General features: G+C 67.3%; 25 protein-coding genes. 15 read left to right on the top strand and 10 right to left on the bottom strand.

Features of this window, described 5'->3' with window-relative positions; genetic code table 11:
• Window positions 1–77: 77 nt before the first annotated feature.
• From JYA75_RS27525 to JYA75_RS27505, 5 genes are all read right to left on the bottom strand, one after another.
• Window positions 78–1,001, bottom strand: coding sequence for an SDR family oxidoreductase (locus JYA75_RS27525; RefSeq protein ID WP_044476301.1), 924 nt, complete (start codon window positions 999–1,001; stop codon window positions 78–80).
• A gap of 207 nt (window positions 1,002–1,208) precedes the next feature.
• Window positions 1,209–2,174, bottom strand: a complete 966-nt coding sequence (locus tag JYA75_RS27520) for an SMP-30/gluconolactonase/LRE family protein (RefSeq protein ID WP_006942934.1) — start codon at window positions 2,172–2,174, stop codon at window positions 1,209–1,211.
• Between the two features lie 124 nt (window positions 2,175–2,298).
• Window positions 2,299–3,042 carry an SDR family oxidoreductase gene (locus JYA75_RS27515; RefSeq protein ID WP_006942936.1) on the bottom strand — a complete coding sequence of 248 codons (744 nt, stop codon included), beginning with the start codon at window positions 3,040–3,042 and terminating at the stop codon, window positions 2,299–2,301.
• A 103-nt stretch (window positions 3,043–3,145) separates the two neighbouring features.
• Window positions 3,146–4,783, bottom strand: a complete 1,638-nt coding sequence (locus JYA75_RS27510; protein ID WP_006942944.1) for an NAD(P)/FAD-dependent oxidoreductase — start codon at window positions 4,781–4,783, stop codon at window positions 3,146–3,148.
• A 171-nt stretch (window positions 4,784–4,954) separates the two neighbouring features.
• Window positions 4,955–6,091, bottom strand: a complete 1,137-nt coding sequence (locus tag JYA75_RS27505; RefSeq protein ID WP_006942948.1) for an acyl-CoA dehydrogenase family protein — start codon at window positions 6,089–6,091, stop codon at window positions 4,955–4,957.
• Window positions 6,092–6,245: 154 nt separating this feature from the next.
• On the opposite strand from JYA75_RS27505, the gene JYA75_RS27500 reads away from it, so the two are divergent.
• From JYA75_RS27500 to JYA75_RS27485, 4 genes are read left to right on the top strand one after another with little or no spacing between them, the layout of a single operon-like run.
• On the top strand, window positions 6,246–7,421 hold the full coding sequence (locus JYA75_RS27500; protein WP_006942951.1) for a CoA transferase: 1,176 nt from the start codon (window positions 6,246–6,248) through the stop codon (window positions 7,419–7,421).
• Between the two features lie 17 nt (window positions 7,422–7,438).
• A complete protein-coding gene (locus JYA75_RS27495) occupies window positions 7,439–9,172 on the top strand; it encodes an AMP-binding protein (protein WP_044476297.1) in 1,734 nt (577 codons plus the stop codon).
• Window positions 9,173–9,174: 2 nt separating this feature from the next.
• Complete coding sequence (locus JYA75_RS27490; protein WP_006942957.1) at window positions 9,175–10,359, top strand: FAD-dependent oxidoreductase; 1,185 nt, start codon at window positions 9,175–9,177, stop codon at window positions 10,357–10,359.
• Between the two features lie 29 nt (window positions 10,360–10,388).
• Window positions 10,389–10,841 (top strand): nuclear transport factor 2 family protein, encoded by a 453-nt coding sequence (locus JYA75_RS27485; protein ID WP_006942960.1) that lies wholly within the window; start codon window positions 10,389–10,391, stop codon window positions 10,839–10,841.
• Here the strand turns inward: JYA75_RS27485 and JYA75_RS27480 are convergent.
• Window positions 10,838–11,458: a TetR/AcrR family transcriptional regulator gene (locus JYA75_RS27480; RefSeq protein WP_006942961.1), complete on the bottom strand. Its 621-nt coding sequence runs from the start codon at window positions 11,456–11,458 to the stop codon at window positions 10,838–10,840. The genes JYA75_RS27485 and JYA75_RS27480 overlap by 4 nt on opposite strands.
• Window positions 11,459–11,634: 176 nt before the next feature.
• Between JYA75_RS27480 and camK the strand changes: the two genes are divergently transcribed.
• From camK to JYA75_RS27435, 9 genes are all read left to right on the top strand, one after another.
• A complete protein-coding gene (camK, locus tag JYA75_RS27475; protein WP_006942964.1) occupies window positions 11,635–12,408 on the top strand; it encodes a 6-oxocamphor hydrolase in 774 nt (257 codons plus the stop codon).
• Entirely contained in the window at window positions 12,405–12,908 is a 504-nt protein-coding gene (locus JYA75_RS27470; RefSeq protein ID WP_006942965.1) for a MaoC/PaaZ C-terminal domain-containing protein, read from the top strand. The genes camK and JYA75_RS27470 overlap by 4 nt, the downstream gene beginning before the upstream one ends.
• A 3-nt stretch (window positions 12,909–12,911) precedes the next feature.
• Window positions 12,912–14,138: a thiolase family protein gene (locus tag JYA75_RS27465; protein WP_203329553.1), complete on the top strand. Its 1,227-nt coding sequence runs from the start codon at window positions 12,912–12,914 to the stop codon at window positions 14,136–14,138.
• An 8-nt stretch (window positions 14,139–14,146) separates the two neighbouring features.
• Entirely contained in the window at window positions 14,147–14,533 is a 387-nt protein-coding gene (locus JYA75_RS27460; protein ID WP_006942967.1) for an OB-fold domain-containing protein, read from the top strand.
• A 12-nt stretch (window positions 14,534–14,545) separates the two neighbouring features.
• Window positions 14,546–16,153 carry a long-chain fatty acid--CoA ligase gene (locus JYA75_RS27455; RefSeq protein ID WP_006942969.1) on the top strand — a complete coding sequence of 536 codons (1,608 nt, stop codon included), beginning with the start codon at window positions 14,546–14,548 and terminating at the stop codon, window positions 16,151–16,153.
• 81 nt (window positions 16,154–16,234) lie between these two features.
• Window positions 16,235–17,404 (top strand): thiolase family protein, encoded by a 1,170-nt coding sequence (locus tag JYA75_RS27450; RefSeq protein ID WP_006942971.1) that lies wholly within the window; start codon window positions 16,235–16,237, stop codon window positions 17,402–17,404.
• A gap of 41 nt (window positions 17,405–17,445) precedes the next feature.
• Window positions 17,446–18,318 carry an enoyl-CoA hydratase-related protein gene (locus tag JYA75_RS27445; protein ID WP_065923017.1) on the top strand — a complete coding sequence of 291 codons (873 nt, stop codon included), beginning with the start codon at window positions 17,446–17,448 and terminating at the stop codon, window positions 18,316–18,318.
• A gap of 20 nt (window positions 18,319–18,338) precedes the next feature.
• On the top strand, window positions 18,339–18,944 hold the full coding sequence (locus JYA75_RS27440) for a TetR/AcrR family transcriptional regulator (protein ID WP_006942975.1): 606 nt from the start codon (window positions 18,339–18,341) through the stop codon (window positions 18,942–18,944).
• Window positions 18,945–19,065: 121 nt separating this feature from the next.
• Complete coding sequence (locus tag JYA75_RS27435; RefSeq protein WP_161996384.1) at window positions 19,066–19,686, top strand: TetR/AcrR family transcriptional regulator; 621 nt, start codon at window positions 19,066–19,068, stop codon at window positions 19,684–19,686.
• A 308-nt stretch (window positions 19,687–19,994) separates the two neighbouring features.
• Here the strand turns inward: JYA75_RS27435 and JYA75_RS27430 are convergent, their stop codons facing one another.
• Window positions 19,995–20,264, bottom strand: coding sequence for a hypothetical protein (locus JYA75_RS27430; protein WP_221776578.1), 270 nt, complete (start codon window positions 20,262–20,264; stop codon window positions 19,995–19,997).
• 37 nt (window positions 20,265–20,301) lie between these two features.
• Window positions 20,302–20,826, bottom strand: a complete 525-nt coding sequence (locus JYA75_RS27425; RefSeq protein ID WP_006942980.1) for a helix-turn-helix domain-containing protein — start codon at window positions 20,824–20,826, stop codon at window positions 20,302–20,304.
• A gap of 55 nt (window positions 20,827–20,881) precedes the next feature.
• On the opposite strand from JYA75_RS27425, the gene JYA75_RS27420 reads away from it, so the two are divergent.
• On the top strand, window positions 20,882–22,276 hold the full coding sequence (locus JYA75_RS27420) for an MFS transporter (protein ID WP_185713860.1): 1,395 nt from the start codon (window positions 20,882–20,884) through the stop codon (window positions 22,274–22,276).
• Window positions 22,273–23,016, top strand: coding sequence for a thioesterase family protein (locus JYA75_RS27415; RefSeq protein ID WP_050034601.1), 744 nt, complete (start codon window positions 22,273–22,275; stop codon window positions 23,014–23,016). The genes JYA75_RS27420 and JYA75_RS27415 overlap by 4 nt, the downstream gene beginning before the upstream one ends.
• A 343-nt stretch (window positions 23,017–23,359) precedes the next feature.
• On the opposite strand, the gene JYA75_RS27410 is transcribed toward JYA75_RS27415, so the two are convergent.
• Window positions 23,360–24,691 carry a serine/threonine-protein kinase gene (locus JYA75_RS27410; RefSeq protein WP_185713858.1) on the bottom strand — a complete coding sequence of 444 codons (1,332 nt, stop codon included), beginning with the start codon at window positions 24,689–24,691 and terminating at the stop codon, window positions 23,360–23,362.
• Between the two features lie 113 nt (window positions 24,692–24,804).
• Window positions 24,805–26,403 carry an NAD(P)/FAD-dependent oxidoreductase gene (locus tag JYA75_RS27405; RefSeq protein WP_203329552.1) on the bottom strand — a complete coding sequence of 533 codons (1,599 nt, stop codon included), beginning with the start codon at window positions 26,401–26,403 and terminating at the stop codon, window positions 24,805–24,807.
• Window positions 26,404–26,411: the final 8 nt, after the last annotated feature.

The following is a 26,411-nucleotide window of genomic DNA, read 5'->3' as shown; positions in this document are numbered from 1 at the left end:
CGGCCGAGCCGGACGAACGCCATAAAAAACGATTGATTGTTTTCTGCGTCACACTGTGCGCTCCCACTCGGGGAATGTCAAGAAGTTTCAAAGCGATCTGTCGACTCGGTCACCGTCCCGGAGCGGATCTCAGCGGTTCCGGATGGCGGGGTTCGAAGAGGTCCCTGCCCTTCGGCCATCGTGCTCAGCACCTCCCGGACGAGAACGGCCATGTCGTGAGCCCACACGGAGGTCAGACCGCCATCGACGGTGAGAGATTGGCCGGTGACGAATCCGGAGCGGTCACCAGCGAGGAACACTGCCACGTCGGCGATGTCCTGGACTGTGCCGGCACGACCGAGCGGGTGCAACTCGCCCAGCCGTGGGGCCAGTCGGTCGAGGAACTCGTTGTGGCGTTCGCGGCCGAGGCGGGTGGCCTGGGCGAGGATGGGGGTCAGGATGACACCGGGAGTGATGACGTTGGAGCGAATCGCGTAGCGGCCCAGTTCGTGGGAGGCGGCGCGGGCGATCTGCTCGATTCCGGCCTTGACGGCCGAGTAGGACACCGATCCGATGCCGGCCAGTGTCGTGGCGATACTCGATATCGAGACGATGCTTCCGCCGGTGCCCTGGGCCTTCATACGCTGCCCGGCATGCTTGTGCCCCAGCAACACCGATCGTAGTAACAGATCGCTGGTGCGGGTGAAGGAGTCGGCGTCGACGTCGAGCAGGCGACCCTGGCCGCCGAGTGCGCCGGCGTTGTTGACCATGATGTCGATCCGGCCGAACGTGTCGACTGCGGCGGCAACGAGAGCCTGGATGTCGGTCTCGCAGGTGACGTCGGTGTGGTGGAACACGATCGAACCGGGATGGGTGTCGGCTACTTCGGCGCCGCGGTGGTCATCGATGTCTCCGACGAGCACCACGGCGCCGTTGTCGACGAACGCTTCGGTGACGGCGCGGCCGATCCCGCCCGCGCCACCGGTGACGACGGCTACCTTGCCGTTCAGTTCTCTGCTCACGAATCCCTTTCCGATCACTCGGTCCCGCAGAACCGTCCGTATGGGCGATGTCGGCCCCCGACGGCCGGTGGCGGATCGGCGGTGCGACCTACTCGCCGACGATGATCGATTCGGTGGGACAGCCGTCGGTGCGCGACGCAGATCCTCTACCGACACCCCAGGTCACAGGCCCGCGAACAGTCGGATCCAATACCTGAGCCGAGGGCCTCATCGCCAATGCTCCATGGGCATTCCCGCTACCGGAGACCACAACACCTGCACCTCTCGATTGCCGAGCCCACCCAAATAGAGCGTCTTCAGATCCGGTCCTCCGAAAGCGATGCTGGACAGGTTGGACACACGAGACCCACGGCTGTGCGAAATCTGATCCCAGGTCAGGCGCCCCTCGGCATGGGCCGAGGCGATCGCGTCCAGCTCACTGCGATTGACGTCTTCGAACACGACGGTCCAGGTCATATCCGGTGCGATGCGGATCAGGCGGTTGGAGATGACACAGACGATCCAGAGCGCGCCCTCCGCATCGACGGCCATGCCATCGGGGAAGGTGTCTTCCGGGTAGGTGATCCGGACAGGATTACTCAACAGGCCGTCTGCCGCAACGTCGTACCGGGTGGTGCGGCAGGCAAAGGTCTCGTTGACGAAAAGGTACTTGCCGTCGGGCGAGAGCCGTAGTTCGTTCGTCCAGTTCAGCCCATCTGCCGCAACAGTGACCTTGCCATCGTGCACCAGCAGGATCTGCCCGGTGTTCTCTTCCGCGGTGAAGTGGTCGTGCTTGCGTCTCAACGAGCTGATGGTGATCCAGGCCCGGTCACCGTCCACCAGCACGAAATTGGTGCGCGGTATAGCGGTCCCGTCGAGCTCGGTCGCGAAGGGGCGGGCCTCACCACGCCGTCCGACCCGCCAGACACCCCCCGCCTTACCCATATTGGCGAACAAGAAGTCACCGTCTGCCGTCAACGCGATACCGTTCGGCCGAAAGCCCTGCGCAATCAGATCTGCCTCGACGGCGGGGCCAGTGGTCCCGTCGGGCGCGATCCGCGCGATACCGAGCGTCCAATCGCCGGTGTAGATCGAGCCATCGCTTGCTGCCAGCACGCATTCCGGCCGGTTCAGGCCACTGCCGATCTGCGACAGATCCGCCGGCTGAAACGGCTCGATTTCGGTCAGCACCATTTGTCTTCTCTCCTGATTGCAATGGAGTCAGGCCGCGATCGGAGTGCGGTCGGGATCTCCGATCGCGGCGACTCTTTGGGGGCTCAGCGGTTGCGTCGGCGTGCACCAAGCGTGACGCTGCCGCTCACAAGGCCAGGTAACCGCCATCGACGGGAATCGTGACTCCTGTGACATACGAGGACATATCGGAAGCGAGGAACACCGCCGGGCCGGCGATCTCCTGTGTCTCGCCGACACGACCGAGCGGTAGTCGTTGGAGGAACTTCTCGCCCGCTTCACCGGTCACCGTCATCAGGTCGCTCTTGATCCTGCCCGGTGCCAGTCCGTTGGCTCGACCACCTGTCGGGCCGAGCGTTCGGGCGAAATACTGGACCAGTGAGCGGACGGCAGCCTTGGACGCGCCGTAGGCGGCACTCGATCTCGGCGCCGTGAATCCGGCAATCGACGAAACGAAGATCACGCTTGCGCCCGCATGCTTCAACGTGGGCAGCAGCGCGACTGTAATGTCCCATTGCGCAGTGAGGTTCACGCCGATGACCTGATCCCACTTCTCCGCCTGATCAGGATCGTTCGGTCTGATGCGGGGCGCGATGCCCGCATTGTTCACCAGCACATCGATATTTCCGTATTGCTCGGCCATCCGAGCGCCGAAGGCATTGACGCCCTCACGGTCGCTGATGTCCAGGATCTCGGCAGAGGCCGAACCACCCGAAGCCTTGATGTCCGCAACCACGACATCTGCTGCTTCCTTGTTCCTGTCAACCACCAGGACGTGTGCGCCTTCCGAGGCCAGAGCGGTCGAGATGGCCGAACCCAGGCCGCGGCCACCTCCGGTCACTACCGCCGTCTTATCGGACAGTCGTGTCATCTGCTTCTCTCCTTTCGCGAATCAACCGGCCGGTGTGGCAAGTCGATCGATTTCTGTGTGCATTCGGTGCCTTGGCCAGCTGTAAATCCGAGACGTCGCAGGATCACGACATGACGTATCCCTTGTAGCCGTTGCGGGTCACGTCCTCGCAGTACTCCCGGAACCTGGGATTGCCCCCAACGAAGAGCAACACCTCGCGTTTGTCGCGCCCCTCGATGTTCTTGTTGATGCCGGTGAACCAGGAGTTCGTCTGCCCAAGGAGCAACTTGCCCATCAACTTCGTGCAGTAGAGCGTATAGCTTTCGGCTGCATCGGGTTCCGGCTCTATGCGTTGGACATGGTTTTCCTTTGCATGGGCCATCATTTCGCTCAGCCAGTCGACGGCGAGCGCCGAGCAGCGCGGAATGTTGCAGAAGGTGGCCCCGCTCTGCGGTCCGACAAGCAGGAAGAAGTTGGGGAAACCGGGGCATTGCATACCCATGTAGGTGGTCACGCCATCAGCCCACGCATCCTTCAGTGCCACACCGTCCGTGCCGCGGATGTCGATACGGTTCCACGCTCCCTTGACTGCATCGAAGCCCGTGGCGTAGATGATGACGTCGAATTCGTGCAGGGTCTCGGTGGTCTGGATGCCATCGGGTGTGATTCTGGTGATCGGCGTCGTGTTCAAGTCGACCAGGGAGACGTTGTCCTGGTTGTAGACCTCGTAGTAGTCGGTTTCGAGAGGCACCCGCTTCATGCCGAAGCCGTGATCTTTCGGGATCAGCAGTTCGGCGGTGCGGGGGTCCTTGACCCGCTCACGAATCTTCTGGGCCACGAATTCCGAGACGTACTTGTTGGCTACCGGATCGGACAGCACGTCCTGATACGCACCGAGCCACAGCGAGAATCCCGGGCCCTTGTACAGTTCTTCCAGCTTGGCATCGCGCTCCTCCTTCGGAACGTCGAACAGGTTCTTCGGAATGAACTCGTGCGTATAGCCGGCAATGGATGCGTCGCACTTGGCAATGAACTCGTTGTAGTGCGATTTGATGTAGTCCATCCGCTCCTGGGTCATGGGACCGTTGCCCAGAGGCGTGCACCAGTTCGGTGAGCGCAGGAACACCGTCAGGTTCTTGGCGACCTTTGCCATCTCCTGAATGACCTGCACACCCGTTGAACCCACGCCGATCACGGCTACGCGCTTGTCGGAGAAATCCAGATCGGCGGGACCGAATCCGTTCGGGTCATGCGGCCAGTTCGCGGTGTGGAAGCTTTCGCCCTTGAAGGTGTTGATGCCGGGGGCGTTGGGCATCTGGGGCGCGGACAGCGGTCCGAGGGCCGAGAAGACGAAGCGTGCAGTCACCGGAGCGCGATACTGTTGTTCGAACTCGAGTGTCCAATAGTTGTTCTCGTCGTCGAAGACGGCCTTCTTGACCCGCGCGTTGAAGATGTAGTCCTTGCGGATGTCCATGAGGTCGGCCGCGCGGTGGATGTATTCGAGTACTTCCGGTTGGGCGGCGAAGCGCTCGGACCAGTTCCACTCCTGCATGAGCTCTTCATTCCAGAAGTAGCCGTACACTTCGCTCTCCGAGTCGACCCGAGCGCCCGGATAGCGGTTGTGATGCCACACACCGCCGATGTCGTTTGACCCTTCGACGCCCAGGACGGAGTAGCCCATCTCGCGCAGTCGATAGGTCTGGTACAGACCGGTCAATCCCGCGCCGATCACCACGGCGTCGAAATCGAGTTCTTTCGTCATTGCACTTCCTCTCGTTGGCCTGGGGGCGAGCGTTCCGGGCGGCCGAACAGGCGAGCCGCTTCGCTGCGTCGATCGAGCCCCGGACCAATAACAATCGTTTGTTTTTCATGCGCCGCACGTATCCACGGATATGTGTCACGCGTATGGGGCTTGCAGGGAATTCGAGGCCGGTCAGAGCCCCATCTGCTTGGCGATGATGCTGTGCTGGATCTCGTTGGTGCCACCGCCGACCATGCCGTGCTTGGCCTCGCGGAAGTAGCGCTCCATGTCGTACTCGGGCAGCGTCGCGTAACCGCCGAGGGCCTGCATGCCGTTGGTGGCCACCCGGAAGGCGGTCTTGGCGGCGAAGACCTTGGCCATGGAGACCTCCTTGAGCGCCTTCTCTCCACGGGCGAGCTTGGTGGCGGCGCTGTAGACCAGCAGGCGTGCCGCCTCGACCTCGCACTCGTCCTCGGCCATGCGGTGCTTGAGCACTTGGAAGGACGACAGTGGCCGGCCGAACTGGGTGCGGTCCTTGGTGTAGCGGATGGTGTCGTCGAGGGCGGTGCGGGCGTTGCCGACGTAGGTGGCTGCCAGGCTCAGGCGCTCCCATTCGAGGTGGCTGCCGACGACGGTCCAGCCGTCGCCCGGCTGGCCGATGATGTTCTCCACTGGGACGCGGGCGTCGGTGAAGAAGATCTCCGTCGTGCCGAGGCTGCGGCGGACGATGGTGTCGAGTTTGCGGACGTCGACGCCCTCGGTGGTGTTGGGCACCAGGATCATGCTCAGACCCTTGTGCTTGTCCTCGGACGTGCGGGCCATGACGGCGATGACTGTGCCCGGGAGGTGGGCTCCGGAGCAGAACACCTTGTTGCCGTTGATGATCCACGAGTCACCGTCTTGAACGGCGCGGGTGCGCAGGCCGGCGGCATCGGAACCGGCATTGGGTTCGGTGATGGAGATGCTGAACTTGATCTTGCCTTCCATGAAGTCCGGCAGGTACTTCTGGCGCTGCTCGTCGGTGCCGTGGAACGCAATGTTGGTGGCGGTGAACATCGAGGTCATGATCGCCGCGGCGAAGTCGAGGCTGTACTTGGCGATGGCTTCGCAGAAGATCGCGTACATCACCGGGTCGGCTTCGAGGCCGCCGTACTGCTCCGGGATGAGCAACCCGAGCCAGCCGCGGTCGGCGATCTTCTGGTACGCCTCCTCCGGGAACTCGCGGGCCTCGTCGTGCTTGCGGATGTACTCGATCCCGACCTCACGCTCCATGAAGGCGTGGACGGTCTCGTGCCACATCTGCTGCTCGTCGGTGAAACGGAAATCCATGAGTTCTCCTGGGGTGTGACGGGGGTGATATTCGGAGGACGCTGTGGTCTTGACCACCTTAACCGCATCTGATAGCAATAAACAAGTGATTGTTTTTTCAGCACCGTCCGCCCCGGTGTTCTCAGTCGGGCACCATGGAAAGATGTGAGCGTAGATGGGTCTGCAACACACGTACCAGGGCATACGAGTCCTCGACCTCAGCGAGAACATCGCCGGTCCCCTCGCGTGCATGATCATGGCCGACCTCGGCGCCGACGTGATCAAGATCGAACGCGCCGTCGGTGGCGATTCCACCCGGCTGCTCCCGCCGCAACGGGAAGGCACCGGAACGGTGTTTTCCACAGTCAACCGCAATAAGCGCAGCGTCGCCCTCGACCTCGCCACCAGGCAGGGGCGAGACGCCGTCCTGCGCCTAGCCCGCGACGTCGATGTGGTGGTCGAGTCGTTCCGGCCCGGTGTCGCCGAGCGACTGGGCCTCGGATTCGACGACGTCACCGCCGTCAACGACCGAGTGATCTACTGTTCGATCAGCGCCTTCGGCCGCGGACGACTCGGCCATGACCGCCCCGGCTACGACGCGCTGGTCCAGGCCTTCACCGGGATCATGAGTCTGACCGGTGACCCCGATGGCCGCCCGGCCCGCACCGCCCCCTCCCTCGTCGACATCTCCACCGGGATGTGGGCCGGCATGTCGATCATGGCCGCGCTGGCCAACCGGCCCCGTCAGGACGGTCCGGTCCGCCTCGAATCCACCCTGATCGACAGCGGCCTGTTCATGATGTGCCACCAGATCATCGGCCTCGTGGCCGCCGACTTCCACCCGCAACGACTGGGATCGGCCGCCCCCAGCACCGCGCCCTACCAGGAGTTCCCCACCTCCGACGGATCGATCATGGTCGCCGCCGCCACCAACCGACTCTTCCAAAAACTCTGCTCTGCAATGGAAGCCGAGGAACTCGTCGACGATCCGCGATTCGCGACCGTCACCGATCGGGTGCACCACCGCGAGGACCTCACCACCGAACTCGAGAAGGTGTTCGTCACCCAATCGTCCGGCTACTGGCTCGCGCGCATCGCAGCCGCCGGGGTGCCGGTCGGTCCCGTCCACTCCCTCGAGGAGGCCCTCGCCCACCCATTGACCAAGGAACGCGCACTGGTGGTCGACGACCCCGCTGCCGCACAGGTGCGCCTGCCGCTCGACCAAGACCGCGACCTGCCGCTCGTCTCTCCACCGCCGCTCGGCCAGCACACCGAGGACATCCTCCGTGAGGCCGGCTTCGCCCCCGAAGAGATCCGTGCCCTCGTATCCGCCGAGAACACCCTCCCGTGAACCGGAGACCCGCCGAGATGAATCCTGACACTACGACCGAACGCCGCTTGGCGCTGGAGCAACGGTACGCCCCGTGGCGGCCGCGTACCACCGCCCAACTGTTCGACGAGGTCGCCGCCGAGTACCCCGAGCGCCCCTTCGTCCTGACCGACGACCGCACCTACACCTACGCCGACATGCACCGGTGGACCCTTCGACTCGCCGCCGGACTGATGGCGGTCGGCGTGCGGCCCGGCGACCATGTCGCCGTGGACATGGCGAACTTCGCCGACTTCATCGCACTCAAGCTGGCAATCGCCCGGATCGGCGCGGTGTCCGTCGCGGTCAACTACCTGCTCCGGCACGAAGAACTGGCCTACGTGCTGCGCCAGTCCGACGCGAGCGTGCTGATCACGATGGACGAGTTCAGAGGGCTCGACTATCTGGACTGCCTCGACCGGATCGCTCCGGGCTGGGAGGACAACGGTGGGGGAGAGGCCCTGCCGCGGCTGCGGCACGTCTTCGTCCGCGCCGTGACCTCGGACCTGCCCCGCCGCGGCGCTCCGCTGTCCTGTATCGAGGCCGCCGGTGCCTCGATCCCCGACGAGCAGGTGCTCATGGTCACCCGCGGGGTCGGCGCGCGGACCGTCTCGGACATCCTGTACACGTCCGGGACCACGGGCAAACCCAAGGGGGTCATGCTCGTTCACGATGCGGTGACCCGCACCGCCTACAGCTCGGCCTATACGCGGGCCTTCCAGGACGGGCGTCGCATCGGCTACGCCCTGCCGATGTACCACGTCTTCGGCTACATCGAGGCGATGGTGGCGGCGATGTTCGTCGGTGGTGCCGTGGCACCACAGGTGACGTTCGATCCGGCGGCCATGCTCGCGTCGGTCTCACGCCACGACATCGACGAACTCATCTGCGTGCCGACGATGACCTCCCGGCTGCTCGACGCGGCCGCCGACGGAACCTACGACCTCTCACCCCTGTCGACGATGTTCTCCTCGGGCACCGCCCACAGCCCGGAGATGTGGCAGCGCATGCTCGACGTGCTCGGCGTCGAGGAACTGTTCACCGCGTACGGGCAGAGTGAGACCACCGCGTCGACGATGTGCACGCTGCCGGGAGACGCGCTGATCCGGTTCCAGACCACCAACGGCACCGTCAAGCCCGCCGGCGCCGCCGGCGACCCCGGCCTCGGCGCTGCCGTGGCGGTGTACAAGGTCATCGCGACCGACACCGGCGCCGATCTGCCGGTGGGAGAGATCGGTGAGCTCGTGGTGCGAGGCCCGGCGGTCACCCCCGGGTACTACAACAAGCCCGCCGAGACCGCGGCGCTGTTCACCGCGGACGGGTGGATGCGCACCGGCGACCTCGGTCGCCTCGACGCAGACGGTTACCTCACGCTGACCGGTCGGATCAAGGAGTCGTACCGCTGCGGTGGTGAGCTGGTGCTCCCGTCGGAGATCGAGGCCGTGCTCAACCGCCACGAGGCGGTGAAGGTGGCACACGTGGTCGGCGTTCCGCACGAGCGCATGGGCGAAGTCGGATGTGCCTTCGTCGTGCCTGCCGACGGCGCCTCGATCCAAGAAGACGAGTTGATCGCCTATTGCAGCGATCTGCTCGCCCGATTCAAGGTGCCGGCCCATGTCCTGGTGGTCGCCGAGCACGAGCTTCCGGTCACCGTGACAGGCCGGGTGCAGAAGTTCCGCCTGGTGCAGCGGGCGACCCAAGTGCTGGCCCAACGCGTCGAAACGGTGAGATGACCATGGCCCAACCCTCCAACGACATCGTCATCGTCGGCGGTGGCCTGGCCGCCGTGCGGACCGCGCAGGGGCTGCGGACCCTGGGCTACGACGGGCCGATCCGTCTGTATTCGAACGAGTCCGAACCGCCGTACGACCGCCCGCCGCTGTCGAAGGACTTTCTGACCGGTGAACTCGACACCGACGGCCTGCATTTGCTCCACGACAAGGCCCTGGCGAGACTCGACCTCGACATCCATCTGGATTCGGAAGTCGTCGCGCTCGATCCGGCCGGCCGCCGTCTGGCCCTTGCCGACGGCACCACCGTGCCCTACGGACGCCTCGTGGTGGCCACCGGGGCGCAGGCCCGCCGATTGCCGGGGTTGTCGCCCTCAGCGCGCATCCACTACCTGCGTACCGTCGACGATGCCCGTGCGCTACGCACGGCGTTGGCCGACGCCTCCCGGATCACGGTCGTCGGAACCGGCTTCATCGGGCTCGAGGTGGCCTCGTCGGCCCGCCACCTCGGTCTCGAGGTCGACGTCGTGGCCGCCGACGAAGGACCGATGATCGGCATCGTCGGTCGCCGGCTGTCCCAGTGGCTGACAGAGCTGCACACCGCGCACGGGGTGCGCCTGACCAATTCGGTCGTGGTGTCGTCGGTGGACGAGTCCGCCACGGGGGTGACCCTCACCCTCGACGACGGCACCTCCCGCTCCTCGGACATCGTGGCCGTGGGGGTGGGCGTCGGCCGCGAGCTGCAGTGGTTGCGCGAGGCCGGGCTCGAGGTGGACCGAGGCCTGGTGTGCGACGTCGACGGCCGCACCAGCGATCCGTTCGTCTTCGGTGTCGGGGACATCGTGTGCATGCACATCGGTCCCGAGCACGAGGACCTGCAGCACTGGACGGCCGCCGCCGACAGCGCCCGCCGCACCGCCCACGCATTGATGGAGGCCGAGCACTCCCACGACCCGGGCGACGGGTTCTTCTGGACCGAGCAGCACGGCCACCGATTGCAGTTCGTCGGTGCCGGCGGCACCGACGCCGAAGTGGACGTGCTCAGTGGATCGATCGACGAGGGGAAGTTCGTCGCGCACCTGCGCTGCGGGAGCACCGTCACCGGGGTGTTCGCCTCCAACAGTCCCCGCGAATTCCTCGAGGCGCGTCTGGCCTTTCAGAAGCAGGCCGCGGCCGGCGCCGTCGGCTGACGGCGAATTCTTACGATCAGGAGGTACCTGTGAGCATCGATATCGAACGCACCCTCCCCGTAGCGGACCGGGTGGCGATCACCGAGTTGTACGCGCGCTACTCGACGTCCTTCGACACCGGGGACGTCCCAGGATGCATCGAATTGTTCACCGAGGACGGCACATTCACCGTTACGGGGCGGGAACCGGTGGCGGGCACAGCGGCACTGGCGCAGTTCTTCGCCGCCGCGGCCCAACGGTCCGCCGGCACCCATCACATCGTCAGCAACATCCTGGTGGAGAAAATGTCCACGGATCGGGCGCGGGGCAGCGCGCGCGTGCTGGCACTGCGGGTCGACGGCGAGACCGTGCGTCTGGCCGCCCTGGGGCGGTACCGCGACGAGTTCGCCAAGGTCGACGGCCGTTGGCTGATCCACACCCGGTGCGTCGACTCCGGTGTGCCGGACTCGCTCGTCGGCGCCGTCGTCGTCCGGCCCGACTAGGCGTGGGCTGCGCCGTGGCCGACGCGCACGCTCGCCAGCACGATCTCGGCCACGCCCGCAGCGACCGCCTCGGCCGGCTCCGAGCCGTCCGCGGGCAACCATTCCGGGCACCAGTTCACCATGCCGAGGACGGCGCGTACGGCGGTCGGACGATCGAGGTCGGGGGCGAATTCGCCGGCCGCTACCCCGGCGTCGATGATGTCCCGGAGCCGGTGTTCGTAGGCGTAGCGCTTGGCCACGATCCGGGTGCGCTCCGGTGGTTGGATGTGGCGCCACTGGTGGTAGACGACTCGGGCGCGGTTGACGTCTTCGGCCACGACCCGCACGTGGGCCTCGACGAAGTGCCGCAGTTGTTCGGTCGGAGTGCCGGGCAACTCGGCCACAGCGTCGAGGTACTGGTCGATGCCGCTCTCGACGAGACTGACCAGCATCGTGTGCTTGCTGTCGATGTGGGCGTACACGCTGCCCGGCTGGATTCCCAGCGCCTCGCCGAGGTCGCGCACGGAGGTACCGGCATAGCCTTGCCGGCTGAACAGACGCACCGCTGCCGCCATGAGCCGTTCCTGCTTGGTCGGTTTCTTCGGTGCCGAAGCGCGGGCACGGGACTGCCGGGGCATGGCGCCTCCTTTCGAACGGGTGGCCGTGCAGTGCGGACACCACGGCATGACACCTGATTGTTCTCTACCCGGTTTCCGACGAGTACAGCGGTCTTGTTACCGGCCTCACCTGATGTTACATTCAAAAAACAAATGATTGTTCACCGCTCCTCGGTGACTCGAACGGAGGAAGTTCGATGAAGCAATTGGCCACCCCCTTCCAGGAGTACTCACAGAAGTACGAGAACATCCGCCTCGAACGAGACGGCGGCGTCCTCCTGGTCACCGTCCACACCGAAGGCAAGAGCCTGGTGTGGACCTCAACCGCACACGACGAGCTGGCCTACTGCTTCCACGACATCGCGTGCGACCGGGAGAACAAGGTCGTCATCCTCACCGGCACCGGCCCCTCGTTCTGCAACGAGATCGACTTCACCTCGTTCAACCTCGGCACCCCGCACGACTGGGACGAGATCATCTTCGAAGGCCAGCGTCTGCTCAACAACCTGCTGAGTATCGAGGTGCCGGTCATCGCGGCGGTCAACGGACCGGTGACCAACCACCCGGAGATCCCCGTCATGTCGGACATCGTCCTCGCCGCGGAGTCCGCCACCTTCCAGGACGGACCGCACTTCCCTTCCGGCATCGTGCCCGGGGACGGCGCCCACGTGGTGTGGCCGCACGTGCTGGGCTCGAACCGTGGACGCTACTTCCTGCTGACCGGCCAGGAACTCGATGCTCGCACCGCCCTCGACTACGGCGCGGTCAACGAGGTCCTGTCCGAGCAGGAGCTGCTGCCCCGCGCCTGGGAGCTCGCCCGCGGTATCGCCGAGAAACCGCTCCTGGCCCGCCGGTACGCCCGCAAGGTGCTGACCCGTCAGCTGCGGCGGGTCATGGAAGCCGACCTGAGTCTCGGCCTCGCGCACGAAGCGCTCGCCGCCATCGATCTGGGAATGGAGTCCGAACAGTGACCAGCACAGCACCCTCGACCGTAGCCGAGACGGGGACTTTCCACGTCGACCGCTACTTCGAGGACTTCCCGGTCGGCACGGTCTGCGTCACCGGCGGTCGCACCGTGGACATGTCCGACATCTCGATGTTCGCCGGCCTGACCGGCGACCACTATCCCCTGCACACCGACGAACAGTACGCCAGCCGAACCCAGTTCGGTACCCGAATCGCGCACGGGCCCTTCACCTTCTGCATCGCGGTGGGTCTGGTGGCCCTGGCCGGCTTCTACGGCGAAGCCATCGTCGCGATGCGCGAGGTCCAGTCGATCCGTGCCCTCAAGCCGGTGCGTCCCGGCGACACCGTGCACGTCCGGGTCGAAGTGGTGGCTGCCGAACCCGCACGAAAGCCCGACCAGGGCATCCTCTCCCTCGATTACACCGTGGTCAACCAGCACGACGAGACGGTGATGACCGTCCGAATGGTGTTGCTGGCCAAGCGACGTAGCCCCTTGGAAGGCTGACACATGACACTCTCTTCGACCGATCTCGGTTTCAACCCCATGGCGGGAAGCCCTCTCGAAGCAGCTTTCGTGGGTATCGCCGAAATCCCCTCCGGGCGCTATCCGAACCGCCCCTTCATCGGCTCCCTCGTCGAGGTCGCGGTCGCCGCGGTCCGCGACGCCGGCATGCAGATCTCCGACATCGACACGGTGCTGCTGATCCCGTGCCTGCACTCCGCGGACGATCAGGCCGACCTCATCTTCTCCCGTGTGGTGGAGGAACTCGGCCTGCACGGCCGCGCCAAGGCCAGCGCCATGCTGCACTCCGGCGGATCGACCAGCGACAACATCACCCGCACCGCCGCCGGCCTGATCGCCAGCGGACAGGCCAAGAACATCCTGGTGGTCCAGGCCGACAAGTGGGGCTCCGCCCCCGTCGCGGACATGGTCGACATGCTCAGCGGCTACGGCATCCCCCGCGAGTGGGAGCGCCCCACCGGCCTGACCTTCAACGCGGTCGGCGCCCTGATCACCCAGCGATACATGGCAGCGTCCGGCTCGACTCCGGAAGAGATGGCCGCGGTATGCGTCGCCCTGCGCCAGTGGGCCCGACTCAATCCGAATGCGATGTACAAGGACAAGGACCTGACCGTCGAGCACGTGCTCGGCTCGAAGATGGTGTGCGATCCGATCCATGCCATGGAGTGCCCGATGTTGGCCGACGGCGCCACCGCGTACGTGATGACCAGTACCGAGAATGCCCGCAAGACGCATGACCGGTGGGTCCGGATCGCCGGCTCGGGCGGCTGCGTGTCGCACTACAGCATCGGTCAGGAGAACGACCTGGCCACCATGGGATGGCGGCGGGCCGGTGAACGCGCCTACGAACAGGCCGGCTGGGGCCCCGACGACGCCGACATCGCGCAGGTCTACGACTCCTATGCGGCCGTGCTGACCATCGGCCTCGAGGGCCTGGGCCTGTGCAAGCTGCATGAGGGCGCCCGGCTGTTCGCCGCCGGGGAGTTCTCTCCCGGCGGCCGCCTGCCGGTCAACACCAACGGCGGTCTGCTCTCGGCCGGGCACACCGGCGTCGGCGGCGGCACCGCCCTGCTGGTGGAGGGCATCCGCCAGCTCCTCGGCCGCGCCGAGGACGCCCGCCAGATTTCCGATTGCCGGCGTGCCGTCTGCGGCGGCTCCGGCGGCACCTATATGGACAGCCAGGTGCTCCTGCTCGAGCGCGTGGACAAGTGAGGGACAACATGACGACTTCTCTGACCGACGAGTACTACGCCGCGCTGAGCCGAGGCGAACTGGTGATCCAGCAGTGCGGTGGATGCCACAACCCCATCATGTACCCGAAGTACGTGTGCCCCTCCTGCGGCAGCACCGATCTCGGATGGACGCCCACTCCCGGCGCGGGACAGCTGCACAGTTTCGCGATTCAGCGAGTGGGGGCTCCAACCGGATTCGAGGACGACCTGCCGTACGCCGTCGGCGTGGTCAAGCTCGATGAGGGCGTCCAGCTCCTCGCCCGTCTCCGTCCCGATGCGAACGGCGGCTGGGACGCCTATCGCTGCGACATGCGGGTCCAGTTCGACACCACCCCGGACGAAGGCCGCCATATCGCCTGGTTCCGGGCGGAATAGGAAGCCGGTGCCGTGTCTATCCCCGAGATGAACATCGCGACCTTCCTCGCCAAGTCCGCAACCCACCACCCGGATCACCCGGCCATCGTGGCCGGGGCCCGGACCGTCACCTACCGCGAGTTCTACCGTCGTGCCCTGAGCATCGGCGGCGAACTGCTCGCCCGCGGGCTGCGTCGCGGAGACCGGGTCGCCTTCGCGCTGCACAACAGTCCCGAGGTCCTCGAGACCGTCTTCGGGTGCCTGGCCGCCGGGCTGGTCGCCGTTCCGATGAACGCCCGGCTGCACCCCAAGGAGATGGGCTACATCGTCCGCTCCTCGGGAGCGAAGGTACTCATCCACGGCACCGCCTTCACCGCCCAGATCGACGAGCACCTGGGCGAATTCGACGGCATGCAGTGGCGCTTCGAGGTCGGGGGCACCGCGGGCATCGAACCGTACGACCGCCTCCTCGACTCCGGCACGCCGCTCGAGGCGCCTGTGGAGGTGACCGCCGAGGACGCGAGCTGGCTGTTCTACACCTCCGGCACCACCGGACGCCCCAAGGGCGCGACCTGGACCCACCGGACCGGCCGCGTGGTAGTGATGAACTACCTCGCCGACGTCTACAACATCGACCATGACGATGTCGTGCTGCACGCCGCACCCCTGTCGCACGGTAGCGGAATCGTCGCTCTGCCCACCATCGCCCGGGGCGCAACCAACGTCATCCTCGATGCGCTGAGCTTCTCCCCGGAACTGCTGTTCGACACCGTCGCCCGGCACAAGGTCTCCCACATCGCCTTCCTCGCCCCCACCCAGATCGTCGCGATCCTCGACAAGTACGACCCGGACCGGTTCGATCTGAGCACCGTGAAGGCAGTGTGCTACGGGGGAGCCCCGATCTACCTCGAGCACCTCAAGGCCGCTGTCGAAACCTTCGGCCCGATCTTCGCGCAGATCTACGGCCAGGGGGAAGCTCCGATCACGGTCACCGGACTGACCCGGGAGATGCACGCCCGGTTCGCGGCCACCGACGATCCCCGCCTCGGATCGGCCGGCATAGCCCGCACCGACGTCGAGGTGCGGGTGGTCGATGCCGACGGCACTCCCGTCGCTCCCGGCCAAGCCGGCGAAATCATCGTCCGTGGCGACGTCGTCATGCGCGGGTACTGGAACAATCCCGAGGCCACCGCCGAGGCGCTGCGCGACGGATGGCTCTACACCGGCGACGTGGGCACCTTCGACGACCAGGGCTACCTCTACCTTCTGGACCGGACCAAGGACATGGTGGTCTCGGGCGGCAACAACGTCTACCCCCGAGAGGTCGAGGAAGTGCTGATCACCCACCCTGCGGTGGCCAGCGTGGTGGTCTTCGGCATCCCCGACGAGTACTGGGGCGAAGCCGTGCACGCCGTGGTCGTGACCGAACCGGGCCACCAGGTCACCGCCGAGGAGCTCATCCGCTTCTGCGGGGAGAACCTGGCCGGATACAAAAAACCCAAAGCCGTGGAGTTCGTACCGGAACTCCCGGTCAGTGCCTACGGGAAGATCCTGCGCCGCGAGGTCCGCGACCGCTACTGGGCCGGCCACGACCGCAAGGTCGGCGGCGGCGCACGCGGCGTGGCGACCGCGACGCCGTAACGACCTTGGCATGCCGGGCCGCCGCGACGGCGCCACGACCCTCGCGGTGGCCCGGCCGCCTCACAGAACCAGGAGTTTGCCGTGGACAGAGTTTTCATCGCCGGCGTCGGCATGACACCGTTCGTCAGCCGCACCGACCAGACCCTCGGCGAGATGGCAGCCGCGGCCGCCGCGCAAGCCTTGACCGACGCCGCCATCGAGCCCCGCGACGTCGGCCGGGTGTATTTCGGCAACGGCGCCGCCGGCCTGCTCACCGGCCAGGAAATGATCCGAGGCCAGGTGGCGCTTCGCCACACCCCCTTGGCTGGAATACCCCTGGTCAATGTGGAGAACGCGTGCGCCTCCGGCAGCAGCGCGGTGCTCGGGGCATACGACGCCATCCGCGCCGGCCGCTGCGACGTGGCCGTGGCCATCGGCGTCGAAAAACTCTCCCACAGCGAGAAACACCGCACCTTCGCCGCCATCCGCGGCGCGACCGATGTCGCCGAACTCGACACCGATGCTGCTGCCCAGGAACTGAAGAGTTCGGCCCTGCTCGACGTCTACGCCGCCGAGGCCCGCGAGTACATCGACACCTACGGCGCCTCGGTCGAAGACTTCGCCGCCGTGGCGGTCAAGAACCGCACTCACGGCGCCCTCAACCCCCGGGCCCAGTTCGGCACCCCGCAGACGATCGACGACGTGCTCGCCGCCCGCATGATCGTCGACCCACTGACCCTGCCGATGTGCTCACCGACCACCGACGGCGCCGCCGCCGTCGTGCTCGTGTCCGAGCGCTACCGCAACCGCAACGGGGCAGGCACGTGTCAGATCCGGGGAATCGACCTGGCCTCCGGCCACGGCGCCGGCTCGGAACCGGTCGCCCGCGCTGCCCGCGCCGTCTACGACGCCACCGGCATCGGCCCCGACGACCTCGACGTCATCGAGGTTCACGACGCCGCAGCACCGTCGGAGATCCTGCAGTACAGCGAAATCGGATTGTGCGAGGACGGGGAAGGACACCTGCTGCTGCGCAAGGGTCAGACCGCCCTCGGCGGCCGTACCCCCGTCAACGTCAGCGGCGGTCTGCTCAGCCGGGGACATCCCCTCGGCGCCACCGGCTGCGCCCAGATCGTCGAACTGTTCGACCAGCTGAGCGGACGAGCCGGAGCCCGGCAGGTCGAACGCGCCGGCGTAGGGCTGGCAGTCAATGCCGGCGGATGGCTGGCGGGCGCCTACGCCACCACCGTCGCCACCCTCCTCACGCGGTGACCGTCGTCGGCACCGTCCATCCAGCACCCAAGGAGACACCAGTGCGGCAAGACCTGGAAACGCTGTACTACGAGCAGGCCGACGACGGCGTCGTCGTACTGACACTCAACCGCCCGGATCGGGGCAACGGGGTCGTGCCGGAACTGGTCCGGGACTTCGTGGAGACCTTGACGCGGCTCGAGGCCGACAAGAGTGTCCGTGCCCTCGTCCTGACCGGCGCCGGGAAGCAGTTCTCCGCCGGTGCCGATCTGAAGGCGATGAAGGACTACCTCGAACATCAGCACCGCGTCGAGCACGAACCCTACAACGCCCGGGTACTTTTCCCCCTGACCCAGCGTGTCGTCGCATCCCGGCTGCCGACGATCGCGGCGATCAACGGGGGCGCCACCGCCGGGGGCCTCGACTTCGCCCTGGCATGCGACATCCGCATCTGCTCCACCAGAGCGAAAATGGGGGAGACCTACATCAACATGGGTCTTCCCCCTGGCAACGGTGGCTCCTACTTCCTGCCGCGACTCCTCGGATCGGGCATGGCGGCGGAATTGGCGCTGACCGGGGACGTCATCGACGCGCAGCGCGCTCTCGAGATCGGGCTGGTCAACCGTGTAGTCGAACCCGAGGACCTGCTCCCCGAGGCGGTGGCGCTGGCCGGCAAGATCGCAGCCAAGTCCTGGCGCGCGGTCGAGGCCACCAAACAAGCCTTGCGCTCGACGTGGCAAGTCGACCTGGCCACCTCGATGACCAACAGCTTCTGGGCGGTCTCGGCCCTGCACTACGGGCCGGATCTGCTCGAAGGGGTCTCGGCCTTCCTCGACAAGCGTCCACCACGCTTCAACGAGGATCGGACACACGCCGCGGATTCGCCCACCGCGGATCCGGCGGCATCGGCGCCCGCTCACGCCTCACTACAGTGACGCCTCACTACAGTGACACTGTGAGCACTTCGGAACGGGCACCTGCCGCCGCCACGCGCGAAACGATCCTCGCCGCGGCGACGGCACTGTTCGGTGACCTCGACTACCCGGCCACCTCCATCCGCGACATCGCCCGGGCGGTCGACATGCTCCCGGGCAGTATCTACGCCTACGTCGAGAGCAAAGAGGCGATCTTGTACGAGATCGTCTCCACCGGGATCGACCGGTTCGTCTCTGCGGTCGAATCCATCGACCCCGCCACCGCACCGGACGAACGACTCGAACAAGCCATCCGTGCCCACATCGACATCGTCGCCGAAAACCCGCAACGGGCCCTCGTCGTCTTCCATCAATGGCGGTATCTGGGCGACGAGTCCCGTGCCCAGGTGATCGCAGCCCGGCGCCGTTACGAAGAGTTCTTCCGCACCACCATCCGCGAGGGCGCCGAGACCCAGGTATTCCGCCCTGACCTCGACGTTCGCTACGCAACCTTGACGGTTCTCGGCGCGCTGAACTGGGCGCCGGAATGGATCCACGCCGACGATCCAGCGCGTGCGGACAGCGGGCGGAAGCTGGCAGACATCCTTCTCGCCGGGCTGCGTCCATTCGACGAGAATGCACCGTAGCGGTCGATGTCGCAGCAGCCGGGAAGCGGCACGAACCCGATGCTGTCGCCTTGGTAACGACTGTTTGTTTGGGTTACATTCGTAAGAAGAACTGACCGTCCCGGACGGGGAAGGGGGAGGCATGCCACCGAGACAACGGCGTAACAACAGCCGTTCCGCAAAGAGCGGCCCGGTTTCGGCTGCGGAGATCCGTGCAGCCGCCTTGGCCTTGTTCAGCGAGCGGACGTTCCCCGTCATCGGGATGCGAGACATCGCTGAGGCGGTCGGGCTGCTGCCCGGTAGTCTGTACGCCCACATCAGCAGCAAGGAAGAGTTGCTCGCCGACATCGTCACCGAGGGCATCACGAACTATCTGGTAGAACTCCGCCCCTTCCTCGAATCCCAGGATCCGGCTCCCGATCGGATGCGCGGCGCCGTCAAGGCCCACGTGAAGGTGCTGGCGAAGACCCTCGAACAGACCCGGGTCGCCTTTCATCAATGGCGGTTCCTCGGTGACGGTGCCCGAGAGCAAGTAGTCGAGCTGCGTAAGCAGTACGAGAATGTATTTCTGCAGATCTATCGGGCGGGGGTCGCGGAGGGCACCTTCCGGAAGGCGCGCAGCGAGCGCATCGCAGTGCTTGCGGTGATCGGCATGCTCACCTCCGCATCGGAGTGGTATTCACCCGAAGGTCGGCTCGGTGCCGACGAGTTCGGTGAAGCCCTGGCCGAAGCCGCAGTGGACGGGCTCGTCGCGACGAGCTGACCGGCCGAGGACGGGTTCCAACTCCGTGGTGCATATTGAGCGACACTGCTAGTCGGGTCGCGACCGAGCGCCGGCACAGCGCACCGGGCCGGCACGCCCCGACGGGAGTGCACCACGGGACCGCCGCCGAGGTGCATCGTCGGCAGCCGCTCGGCGAGTACTGGGCTGCACACTCCGAGCGGTTCCGCCGCCCCACGGCGCCGGCCCTGTCCGGGCTCACTGGCCGCAACACCCGCCTGTCTCGAGCAGAGTGGCAACTACCGGCTTGATCATGCGCATGACCGTCAAAGCGTGGGAATGTGCTCGGCTCAGGTCTCGCTGTCCGGGTGGATCGGTGACGTGCGCAGCTCGCTCTCGTCGCCCTCGGAGACCTCGAACACCTGCAGGGGCGTGTTCGGGGGAGGGGTGCCCTCGTTCCGTCCGGGCGTTGCCGCCGCGGAGGGGGCCGTCGACGACTCGATCCGCCGGCGGAGCTCGGCGAGAAGCAAGTCGGTAGGCACCCGGGTGAGATCGGGCCCGGCACCGTCTTCCGGGATCTTTGTCACCGTGACCACCCCGGCACGCTCGTGGAAACGCATCGACCGATGCGATTGTCTCAGAGCGCGTGACGGCGAGTCATCGGTTTGCGGGGTCGGTGCGACGCATCGCGCGCCGGGCCTGCTCCTCGGTGAAGTTCGGTGTCAGGCGCAATTCCTCCAGGGGGACTTCACGTTCGGTGCTGCGGACCTCGACGCGCACGGGGTCGCCGGTGGCGTCGTCGGACAGGCCGAGGGGGCCGCCGCGCTCGCCCTGGAGGTACTTGTCGCCCCACTGCATCAGCGCGAGCACCGCAGGCAACAGGTCGCGGCCCTTCTCGGTGAGGATGTACTCGTACCGTGTCCGCTGCCCGGGCTTCTTGTAGGGCCGGCGCTCGAACAGGCCCTCGGCGGTCAGTTCGCGCAGGCGTGCGGCCGCGACGGCCTCGGTGATGCCGACGCGGCGCGCGAAGTCGTCGAACCGGGTGGTGCCGTAGTAGGCCTCGCGCAGGATCAGCATCGCCGAGCGGGTCCCCACCACGTCCATCGCCTTGGCGATCGAGCACTGGGAGGCCTGCCAGGCGTCGCGATCGGCGAGGAAGCCGTCCAACCGTGCCGCATGCATGCCCCCATCCTATCTGACTTGCCAAGGCCATAGTCAGCTTCTAACCTCTCTGGCTATGGAAAGACAAAGTCAGGTCTCGGTCCGGATCGGCCCGCTCCTCGCCGTCCTCTCGGGAGCGCCCTTCGTCGCGAGCCTCGATCTGTTCGTCCTCAACGTCGCACTGGGCGACATCGGGACCAGCTACCCCGGCAGCTCGCTGGGAGAGCTCAGCTGGGTGCTCAGTGGCTACGCGATCGTGTACGCGGCGCTGCTGGTCCCGCTCGGTCGCTGGGCCGACCGCATCGGCCGCCGGCGCGGCTTCCTCGCAGGCCTCGGGCTGTTCACCGTCGCGAGCGCGGCATGTGCGCTGAGTCCGTCGCTGTGGGTGCTCGTGATCTGCCGGCTGTTCCAGGCCGTCGGAGCCGCGGCGCTGACGCCGGCCAGCCTGGGGCTGCTCGTGAGCGCGGTGCCGGAGGCGCGACGTGCCGGTGCCGTGCGGATCTGGGCGGCCACGGGTGCTGCGGCGGCGGCGTTCGGCCCGGTGGTCGGCGGGCTTCTGGTCGAGGTCTCGTGGCGCTGGGCGTTCCTGATCAACGTCCCGATCGGGATCCTGCTCCTCGCCGTCGCGCGGCGCGTCGTGCCGGACATCCGCCCGGTCGATTCCGGCACCCGCCTCGACTTGGCCGGCGCCGCTCTGCTGACGCTGGGCATCGGTGCACTCGCGCTCGGACTCGTCCAGGGGCCGGAGTGGGGCTGGGCCGACGTCCGCATCCTCGCCGCGTTCGTCGTCGCCGCCGGGGCCCTGCTGCTGTTCGCGCACGTCAACGCCCGGCACCCCGCGCCGCTGATCGAGCCGAGTCTGCTTGCGGTGCGCTCCTTCTCCTGGTCGAACGTGACCGCCCTGATCTTCAGCGCGACGTTCGCGGCCGGTCTCCTGGCCAATGTGCTGTGGGTGCAACAGGTCTGGGGATACTCCGCGCTGCGGACGGGTCTGGCCGTGGCTCCCGGGCCGCTGATGGTGCCGCTCTTCGCCGCCGTCGGGCAGGTGCTCGCGCGACGTTTCACCCCCGGCGCGATCGCCGCAGCGGGATGCGTGCTGTGGGGCGCAGGCGCCGGCCTGGTCCTCGCGACGGTGGGGCCGGAGCCGGAGTATGCGACCGCGCTGCTGCCCGGCTGGCTGATCGGCGGCGTCGGCGTGGGGCTGGCCTTGCCGACCATCCTCTCGGCCGCCACGGCGCAACTGCCCCCGGCACGCACCGCCACCGGCAGCGCGATCGTCACCATGAGCCGGCAGCTCGGCACCGTGCTCGGGATCAGCGTGCTCGTCGCGATCCTCGGGGCCGGTGACGATGCGGTGTCCGCCTTCCGATTCTCCTGGTGGACGATCGCGGCGGTTGCCGTCGTCGCCGCCCTCGCCGCCGGAGGTATGACCCCCCGCCCGTCCACACCGGAAGTGAAGGTCCTGGCATGACCCATCTCGCCCCCGCCCCCTTCCCGATCGAATTCGATTCCAGCTGGCTGGGATTCGGTGGCGTGCACGGCGGACTCGTCGTCGCGGCCCTGATTCGCGCGGCCGCCGTGGAAACCGGCGCAACGCCGCTCGCCGTCTCGGCGCACTTCACCGGCCCTGTGCAGCCCGGCCCCGTCGACGTCGCGGTCGACGACGTCCGCGGCGGCCGGACCGTGAGCGCCCGGGCATCGATGCCGGACTCGGTCACCGCCCTCGTCCGGCTCGCCCGGACGGTGGGTGAAACGACCTGGCCGCGTACGGGAAGCGATTTCGGCGGCACGGATCCCGTGACGCTGCCGCCCCTGGAGATCCCGGTCGACTTCGTGCCGTTCTCGCAGTACCTCGACATCCGGCCGATCAATGCGGCCCGGCCCTTCGGCCGGGGCGACGACCCGGAATTCGAGGTGTGGATACGGCTGATGTCCGCGGTCGAGTTCGCTCCGGTCGAGCGCGCCGCGATCCTCCTCGATGCGCTGCCGCCGGGGTTGTTCGCGACGATGTCCGCACCCGTCCCGGTTCCGACGGTGGAGTTCGCGGCGCATTTCGCCCCGTCGCGTGCAGCCGCCGACGGTTGGTATCACCTGCGGCACCGAACGGTGTGGGCCACCGAGATGCTGTGCGTCGACGAGGCGGAGCTGACCGACGGCGACGGCCACCTCGTCGGTCAGGCCCGGCAGCTGCGCCGCATCCTCGGAGGCTGATGGAGGCGTCGGTGATGCACATCACGGAGTGGGACGGCGAACCGCGGGTAACACCTAGAACGTACCGCTCGATGATCTTGATGACGTCCCCCGTGGTGCACCCTGCTGCTGCGGGAGCGTCGTTCGTCCCCGCTCATGCGAGGACGGAAGGATCGTCACTCGACACAACGGAGGTAAACATGGTTCTCGGTTCCCTCGCTGCAACGCTGTTCACGCTGCTCGCCGGTCTCGGCATCCTGCTCTGACCCACGCTCGACCCACGCCGCAAGCGCTCCGCCTCGAAGCGGGAGCGCTTGCGGCGCGCGGTCCCGGCTCGTGCCGGGCCTGTCTCGACGGCCGACGGTCAGCGGCCGTTGCCGCCTCCATTGTTGCCGCCCCCGTTGTTTCCGCTGTTGCTGTTGTTTCCGCCGCCGTTTCCGTTGTCGTTGCTGGGCTTTTCGGGCTTGGGAGGCTTCTCCTCCGCCGGCGGTTGCGCCGGCGCCGGGGCCGGCACGGGAAGGGTGGTGAAGACGGGCCCGGTGTCCACGGCCGAGGGGGTGGGCGAACCCACGCTGCCGACCGGTGTCGGGGCGGTGGCGGGAACGCTGCTCGTCCCCGGCGTGGCGACCGGCGGTGTGTCGCCGCCCTGACCCCAGGCCAGCAGGAGGAGGGCGACCACCGCCGCGGCGGTGAGGCCGATTGCGAGCAGGATCCGGCGGCGACCGGAGTCGGGCGCCGCGTCGAACGTCGACCGCGTCGGGACGGGTGCCGGCACGGGCGGCCCGGCAACGGTGAACCCCCGGGTCGGCGCGTGGATCACCTCGGTCACCGGATCGGCGCGGTGCGGTTCCCGCAGTGCGGCCAGGTGCGGTTCCCGCAGTGCGGCCAGGTGCGGTTCCCGCAGTGCAGCGAGCATGTCCCGGGCGCTCCCGAAGCGGTGCTCCGGTTCGCGTGCCATCGCACGCTCGATCACGGCCACGAGTGCGGGGTCGACGTCCGGTCGCGCGGTGGCCAGCGGCGGCGGCGGCCCCTGCGTGATCGCCCGCGCCAGGGCCAGCAGGTTGTCGTAGTCGTAGGGTTTTCGCCCGGTCAGCGCCTCGTACCCCACGGCCCCGGCGGCATACAGATCGTCCGTCACGCTCGCCGGTGTGCCGGAGAGCCGATCGGGGCTCAGGTAGGCGACGGTGCCGACGAGTTCACCGGTACGGGTGTAGTCCTCGCCGGCGCTCTTGGCGATACCGAAGTCGGTCACCTTCACCGTTCCGGTCTCGGTGAAGAGGATGTTGCCGGGCTTGATGTCGCGGTGGAGAATCCCGGCGTCGTGCGCCGCGGCGACCGCAGCCACCACGGCGATCAGTATCGCGCGCACCCGGTCCTCCGGCATCGGGCCGAGGGCGATCTCGTCGGCGAGGGTGCGGCCGGGCAGGCGTTCCATCACGATGTACGGAACTCCGGCGTCCTCACCGCTGTCGTGCACCGCGACGATGTGCGGATCGGTGAGGTTCGCCGCGGCTCGCGCCTCGGCTTCGAAGCGCCGGCGCACGTCGGGCTGGCGGCCGAACTCGCCGCGCAGCACCTTCACCGCGACGGGCCGCCCCAGCCGCGTGTCCCAGCCGTCGTGGATCTCGCCCATGCCGCCGCAGCCGAGCAGGCCGCGCAACTCGTAGCGGCCGGCGAGCAGTTCGGGAACGGGCATGGTTCCAACGCTAGTGCGGTGCCGGAGGTGGTACCAGGCAAGCCTCGCCGGACGGCCGTCGTCATGCGGTCCGAGTCGGGTGGCGCGGCGGGACGCCGCCGTCCCGTGACCGGTCAGGTGGGGGTGCCGGCCGCGCCGCATCCGGCTGCTGCGGCGTCCCGCAGGTCGTCGACGGATACTCCCGCGACCGCCGCTGCGGCGGCCACCCCACCGAACAGGGTGCCGACCAGCCCGTGCGACGGGCGCACCCCCGCACCGGCGTGGAACAGGCCCTCGACCGGTCCCGTCGCGCCGAGGCGGGTGAACGTCTGGCTCGGGGTGAACGCCGGGCCGTACGACACGCCGCCGGTGCAGCGCATGAAGCGTTCGTCGGTGACGGGAGTCCCCGTCTCCTCGTGGACGATGGCGTCGGCCAGGCCGGGAACCGTGCGTTCGGCCGACCTCACGAGCCGGTCGCGAAGCTCGCGTCGTCTCGCGTCGTAGCGCGCTGTCGAACCGCTTCCCGGTGTTATTCCCCACCAGGTGTGCTGTGCCGGGGCCGGGCCGATCAGCTGAACGTTGGTCTGCCCGGGCGCGCACAGCCGGGGGTTCTCCGGGTCGGCGAGGCTCGCGATCCACAGGCCGGCGGACGTGGACGAGGGAAGCTCACCCGCACGGAGCGCGGCGTACTCCGCATCGAAGTCGTCCGTGTCGGTGACGAGACGGGTCGCGTTCGGATAGCCCTCGGCGGCGAGGTCCCGGTCGAGAATCAGATAGACGACGGCGAGCGGCAGGGCCAGTTCGTAGCTGCGTACCCGCCGGAGGAGCCGGGAAGGCACACGATCCGGCGGCAGCAGCGACAGATACGTCTGCTGAATATCGACCGCCGACACGACCGCGGGGGCGAGAATATCGCGTCCGGCCCCCGGAACGGTGTCGAGCGATGCGTCCTGTGTTCGTACGCCGCGAACTCTGCCGTCGTCGACGAGAATCCGGCTCACCTCCGTGCCGAGCAGTACGTCGCCACCATGGCCGCGCACCACCTCTGCCAGGCCCTCCGAGACGACCCGCGATCCGCCTTGCGGGTACGACAGGCCCTCGAGATAGGTGTGGATCATCCGGGCCGCCACCGGCAGCGACAGCCGCGACGGCGCCACGGCCAGACTGCCGGTCGTCCAGCCGAGAAGTGCGGTGGTGAGTTGCGGGGAGGCGTGCAGATGGCGCAGGTAGCCACCGGCGGTCGCGCGTCCGTAGCGCAGCAGGCCGCGTAGCCGCCACGGCAGCTGTGGCAGCTCACGCAGGTGCGGCCGCTCCGCGATCCGTCCCAGCTCCTCGGTGAGCAGCTCGACGGTGGTGAGGAATTCGTCGATCGTGTGACGCTCTGCCGGAAATGCCTCGTACAGAGTGGCTTTGAAGGCATCCATGCCCTTCGGGACCGCCAGTTCGCGGTCGCCGTTCAGCAGCCGGAACATTCCTGCGGGATCGAACTCCCGGAACGTCACGTCCACACCGAACGGTCCGAGTGCGTGTCGCACCGGCGCCTCGGAGGTGTAATGCAGCCCGATGTCGAACTCGTATCCGTCGTGGGTGAAGGCGGACATGTGCCCACCCGGCTGGTTGCGGGCGTCGGCCACCAGTACCCGGCGCCCGGCGGCCGCCAGATATGCCGCGGCCGTGAGCCCACCGGGTCCGGCCCCGATGACGATCACGTCGTAGTCGTAACGCTCTTCCATGCTGACCT

Source organism: Rhodococcus sp. PSBB066, assembly GCF_017068255.1.
GTDB classification, from domain to species: Bacteria; Actinomycetota; Actinomycetes; order Mycobacteriales; family Mycobacteriaceae; genus Rhodococcus; species Rhodococcus aetherivorans.
Note: the sequence above shows the minus strand (reverse complement) of the source record. Positions and strands in the feature narration are given on the sequence as shown.

Coding starts and splice junctions, on each gene's coding strand:
- JYA75_RS27495 (WP_044476297.1), top strand. CDS start 7,439: ATGAATCCTGACACTACGACCGAACGCCGCTTGGCGCTGGAGCAACGG.
- JYA75_RS27510 (WP_006942944.1), bottom strand. CDS start 4,783: ATGACGAAAGAACTCGATTTCGACGCCGTGGTGATCGGCGCGGGATTG.
- JYA75_RS27435 (WP_161996384.1), top strand. CDS start 19,066: ATGCCACCGAGACAACGGCGTAACAACAGCCGTTCCGCAAAGAGCGGC.
- JYA75_RS27465 (WP_203329553.1), top strand. CDS start 12,912: ATGACACTCTCTTCGACCGATCTCGGTTTCAACCCCATGGCGGGAAGC.
- JYA75_RS27420 (WP_185713860.1), top strand. CDS start 20,882: ATGGAAAGACAAAGTCAGGTCTCGGTCCGGATCGGCCCGCTCCTCGCC.
- JYA75_RS27425 (WP_006942980.1), bottom strand. CDS start 20,826: ATGCATGCGGCACGGTTGGACGGCTTCCTCGCCGATCGCGACGCCTGG.
- JYA75_RS27480 (WP_006942961.1), bottom strand. CDS start 11,458: ATGCCCCGGCAGTCCCGTGCCCGCGCTTCGGCACCGAAGAAACCGACC.
- JYA75_RS27460 (WP_006942967.1), top strand. CDS start 14,147: ATGACGACTTCTCTGACCGACGAGTACTACGCCGCGCTGAGCCGAGGC.
- JYA75_RS27490 (WP_006942957.1), top strand. CDS start 9,175: ATGGCCCAACCCTCCAACGACATCGTCATCGTCGGCGGTGGCCTGGCC.
- JYA75_RS27405 (WP_203329552.1), bottom strand. CDS start 26,403: ATGGAAGAGCGTTACGACTACGACGTGATCGTCATCGGGGCCGGACCC.
- JYA75_RS27520 (WP_006942934.1), bottom strand. CDS start 2,174: ATGGTGCTGACCGAAATCGAGCCGTTTCAGCCGGCGGATCTGTCGCAG.
- JYA75_RS27515 (WP_006942936.1), bottom strand. CDS start 3,042: ATGACACGACTGTCCGATAAGACGGCGGTAGTGACCGGAGGTGGCCGC.
- camK (WP_006942964.1), top strand. CDS start 11,635: ATGAAGCAATTGGCCACCCCCTTCCAGGAGTACTCACAGAAGTACGAG.
- JYA75_RS27500 (WP_006942951.1), top strand. CDS start 6,246: ATGGGTCTGCAACACACGTACCAGGGCATACGAGTCCTCGACCTCAGC.
- JYA75_RS27505 (WP_006942948.1), bottom strand. CDS start 6,091: ATGGATTTCCGTTTCACCGACGAGCAGCAGATGTGGCACGAGACCGTC.
- JYA75_RS27415 (WP_050034601.1), top strand. CDS start 22,273: ATGACCCATCTCGCCCCCGCCCCCTTCCCGATCGAATTCGATTCCAGC.
- JYA75_RS27430 (WP_221776578.1), bottom strand. CDS start 20,264: ATGCGTTTCCACGAGCGTGCCGGGGTGGTCACGGTGACAAAGATCCCG.
- JYA75_RS27410 (WP_185713858.1), bottom strand. CDS start 24,691: ATGCCCGTTCCCGAACTGCTCGCCGGCCGCTACGAGTTGCGCGGCCTG.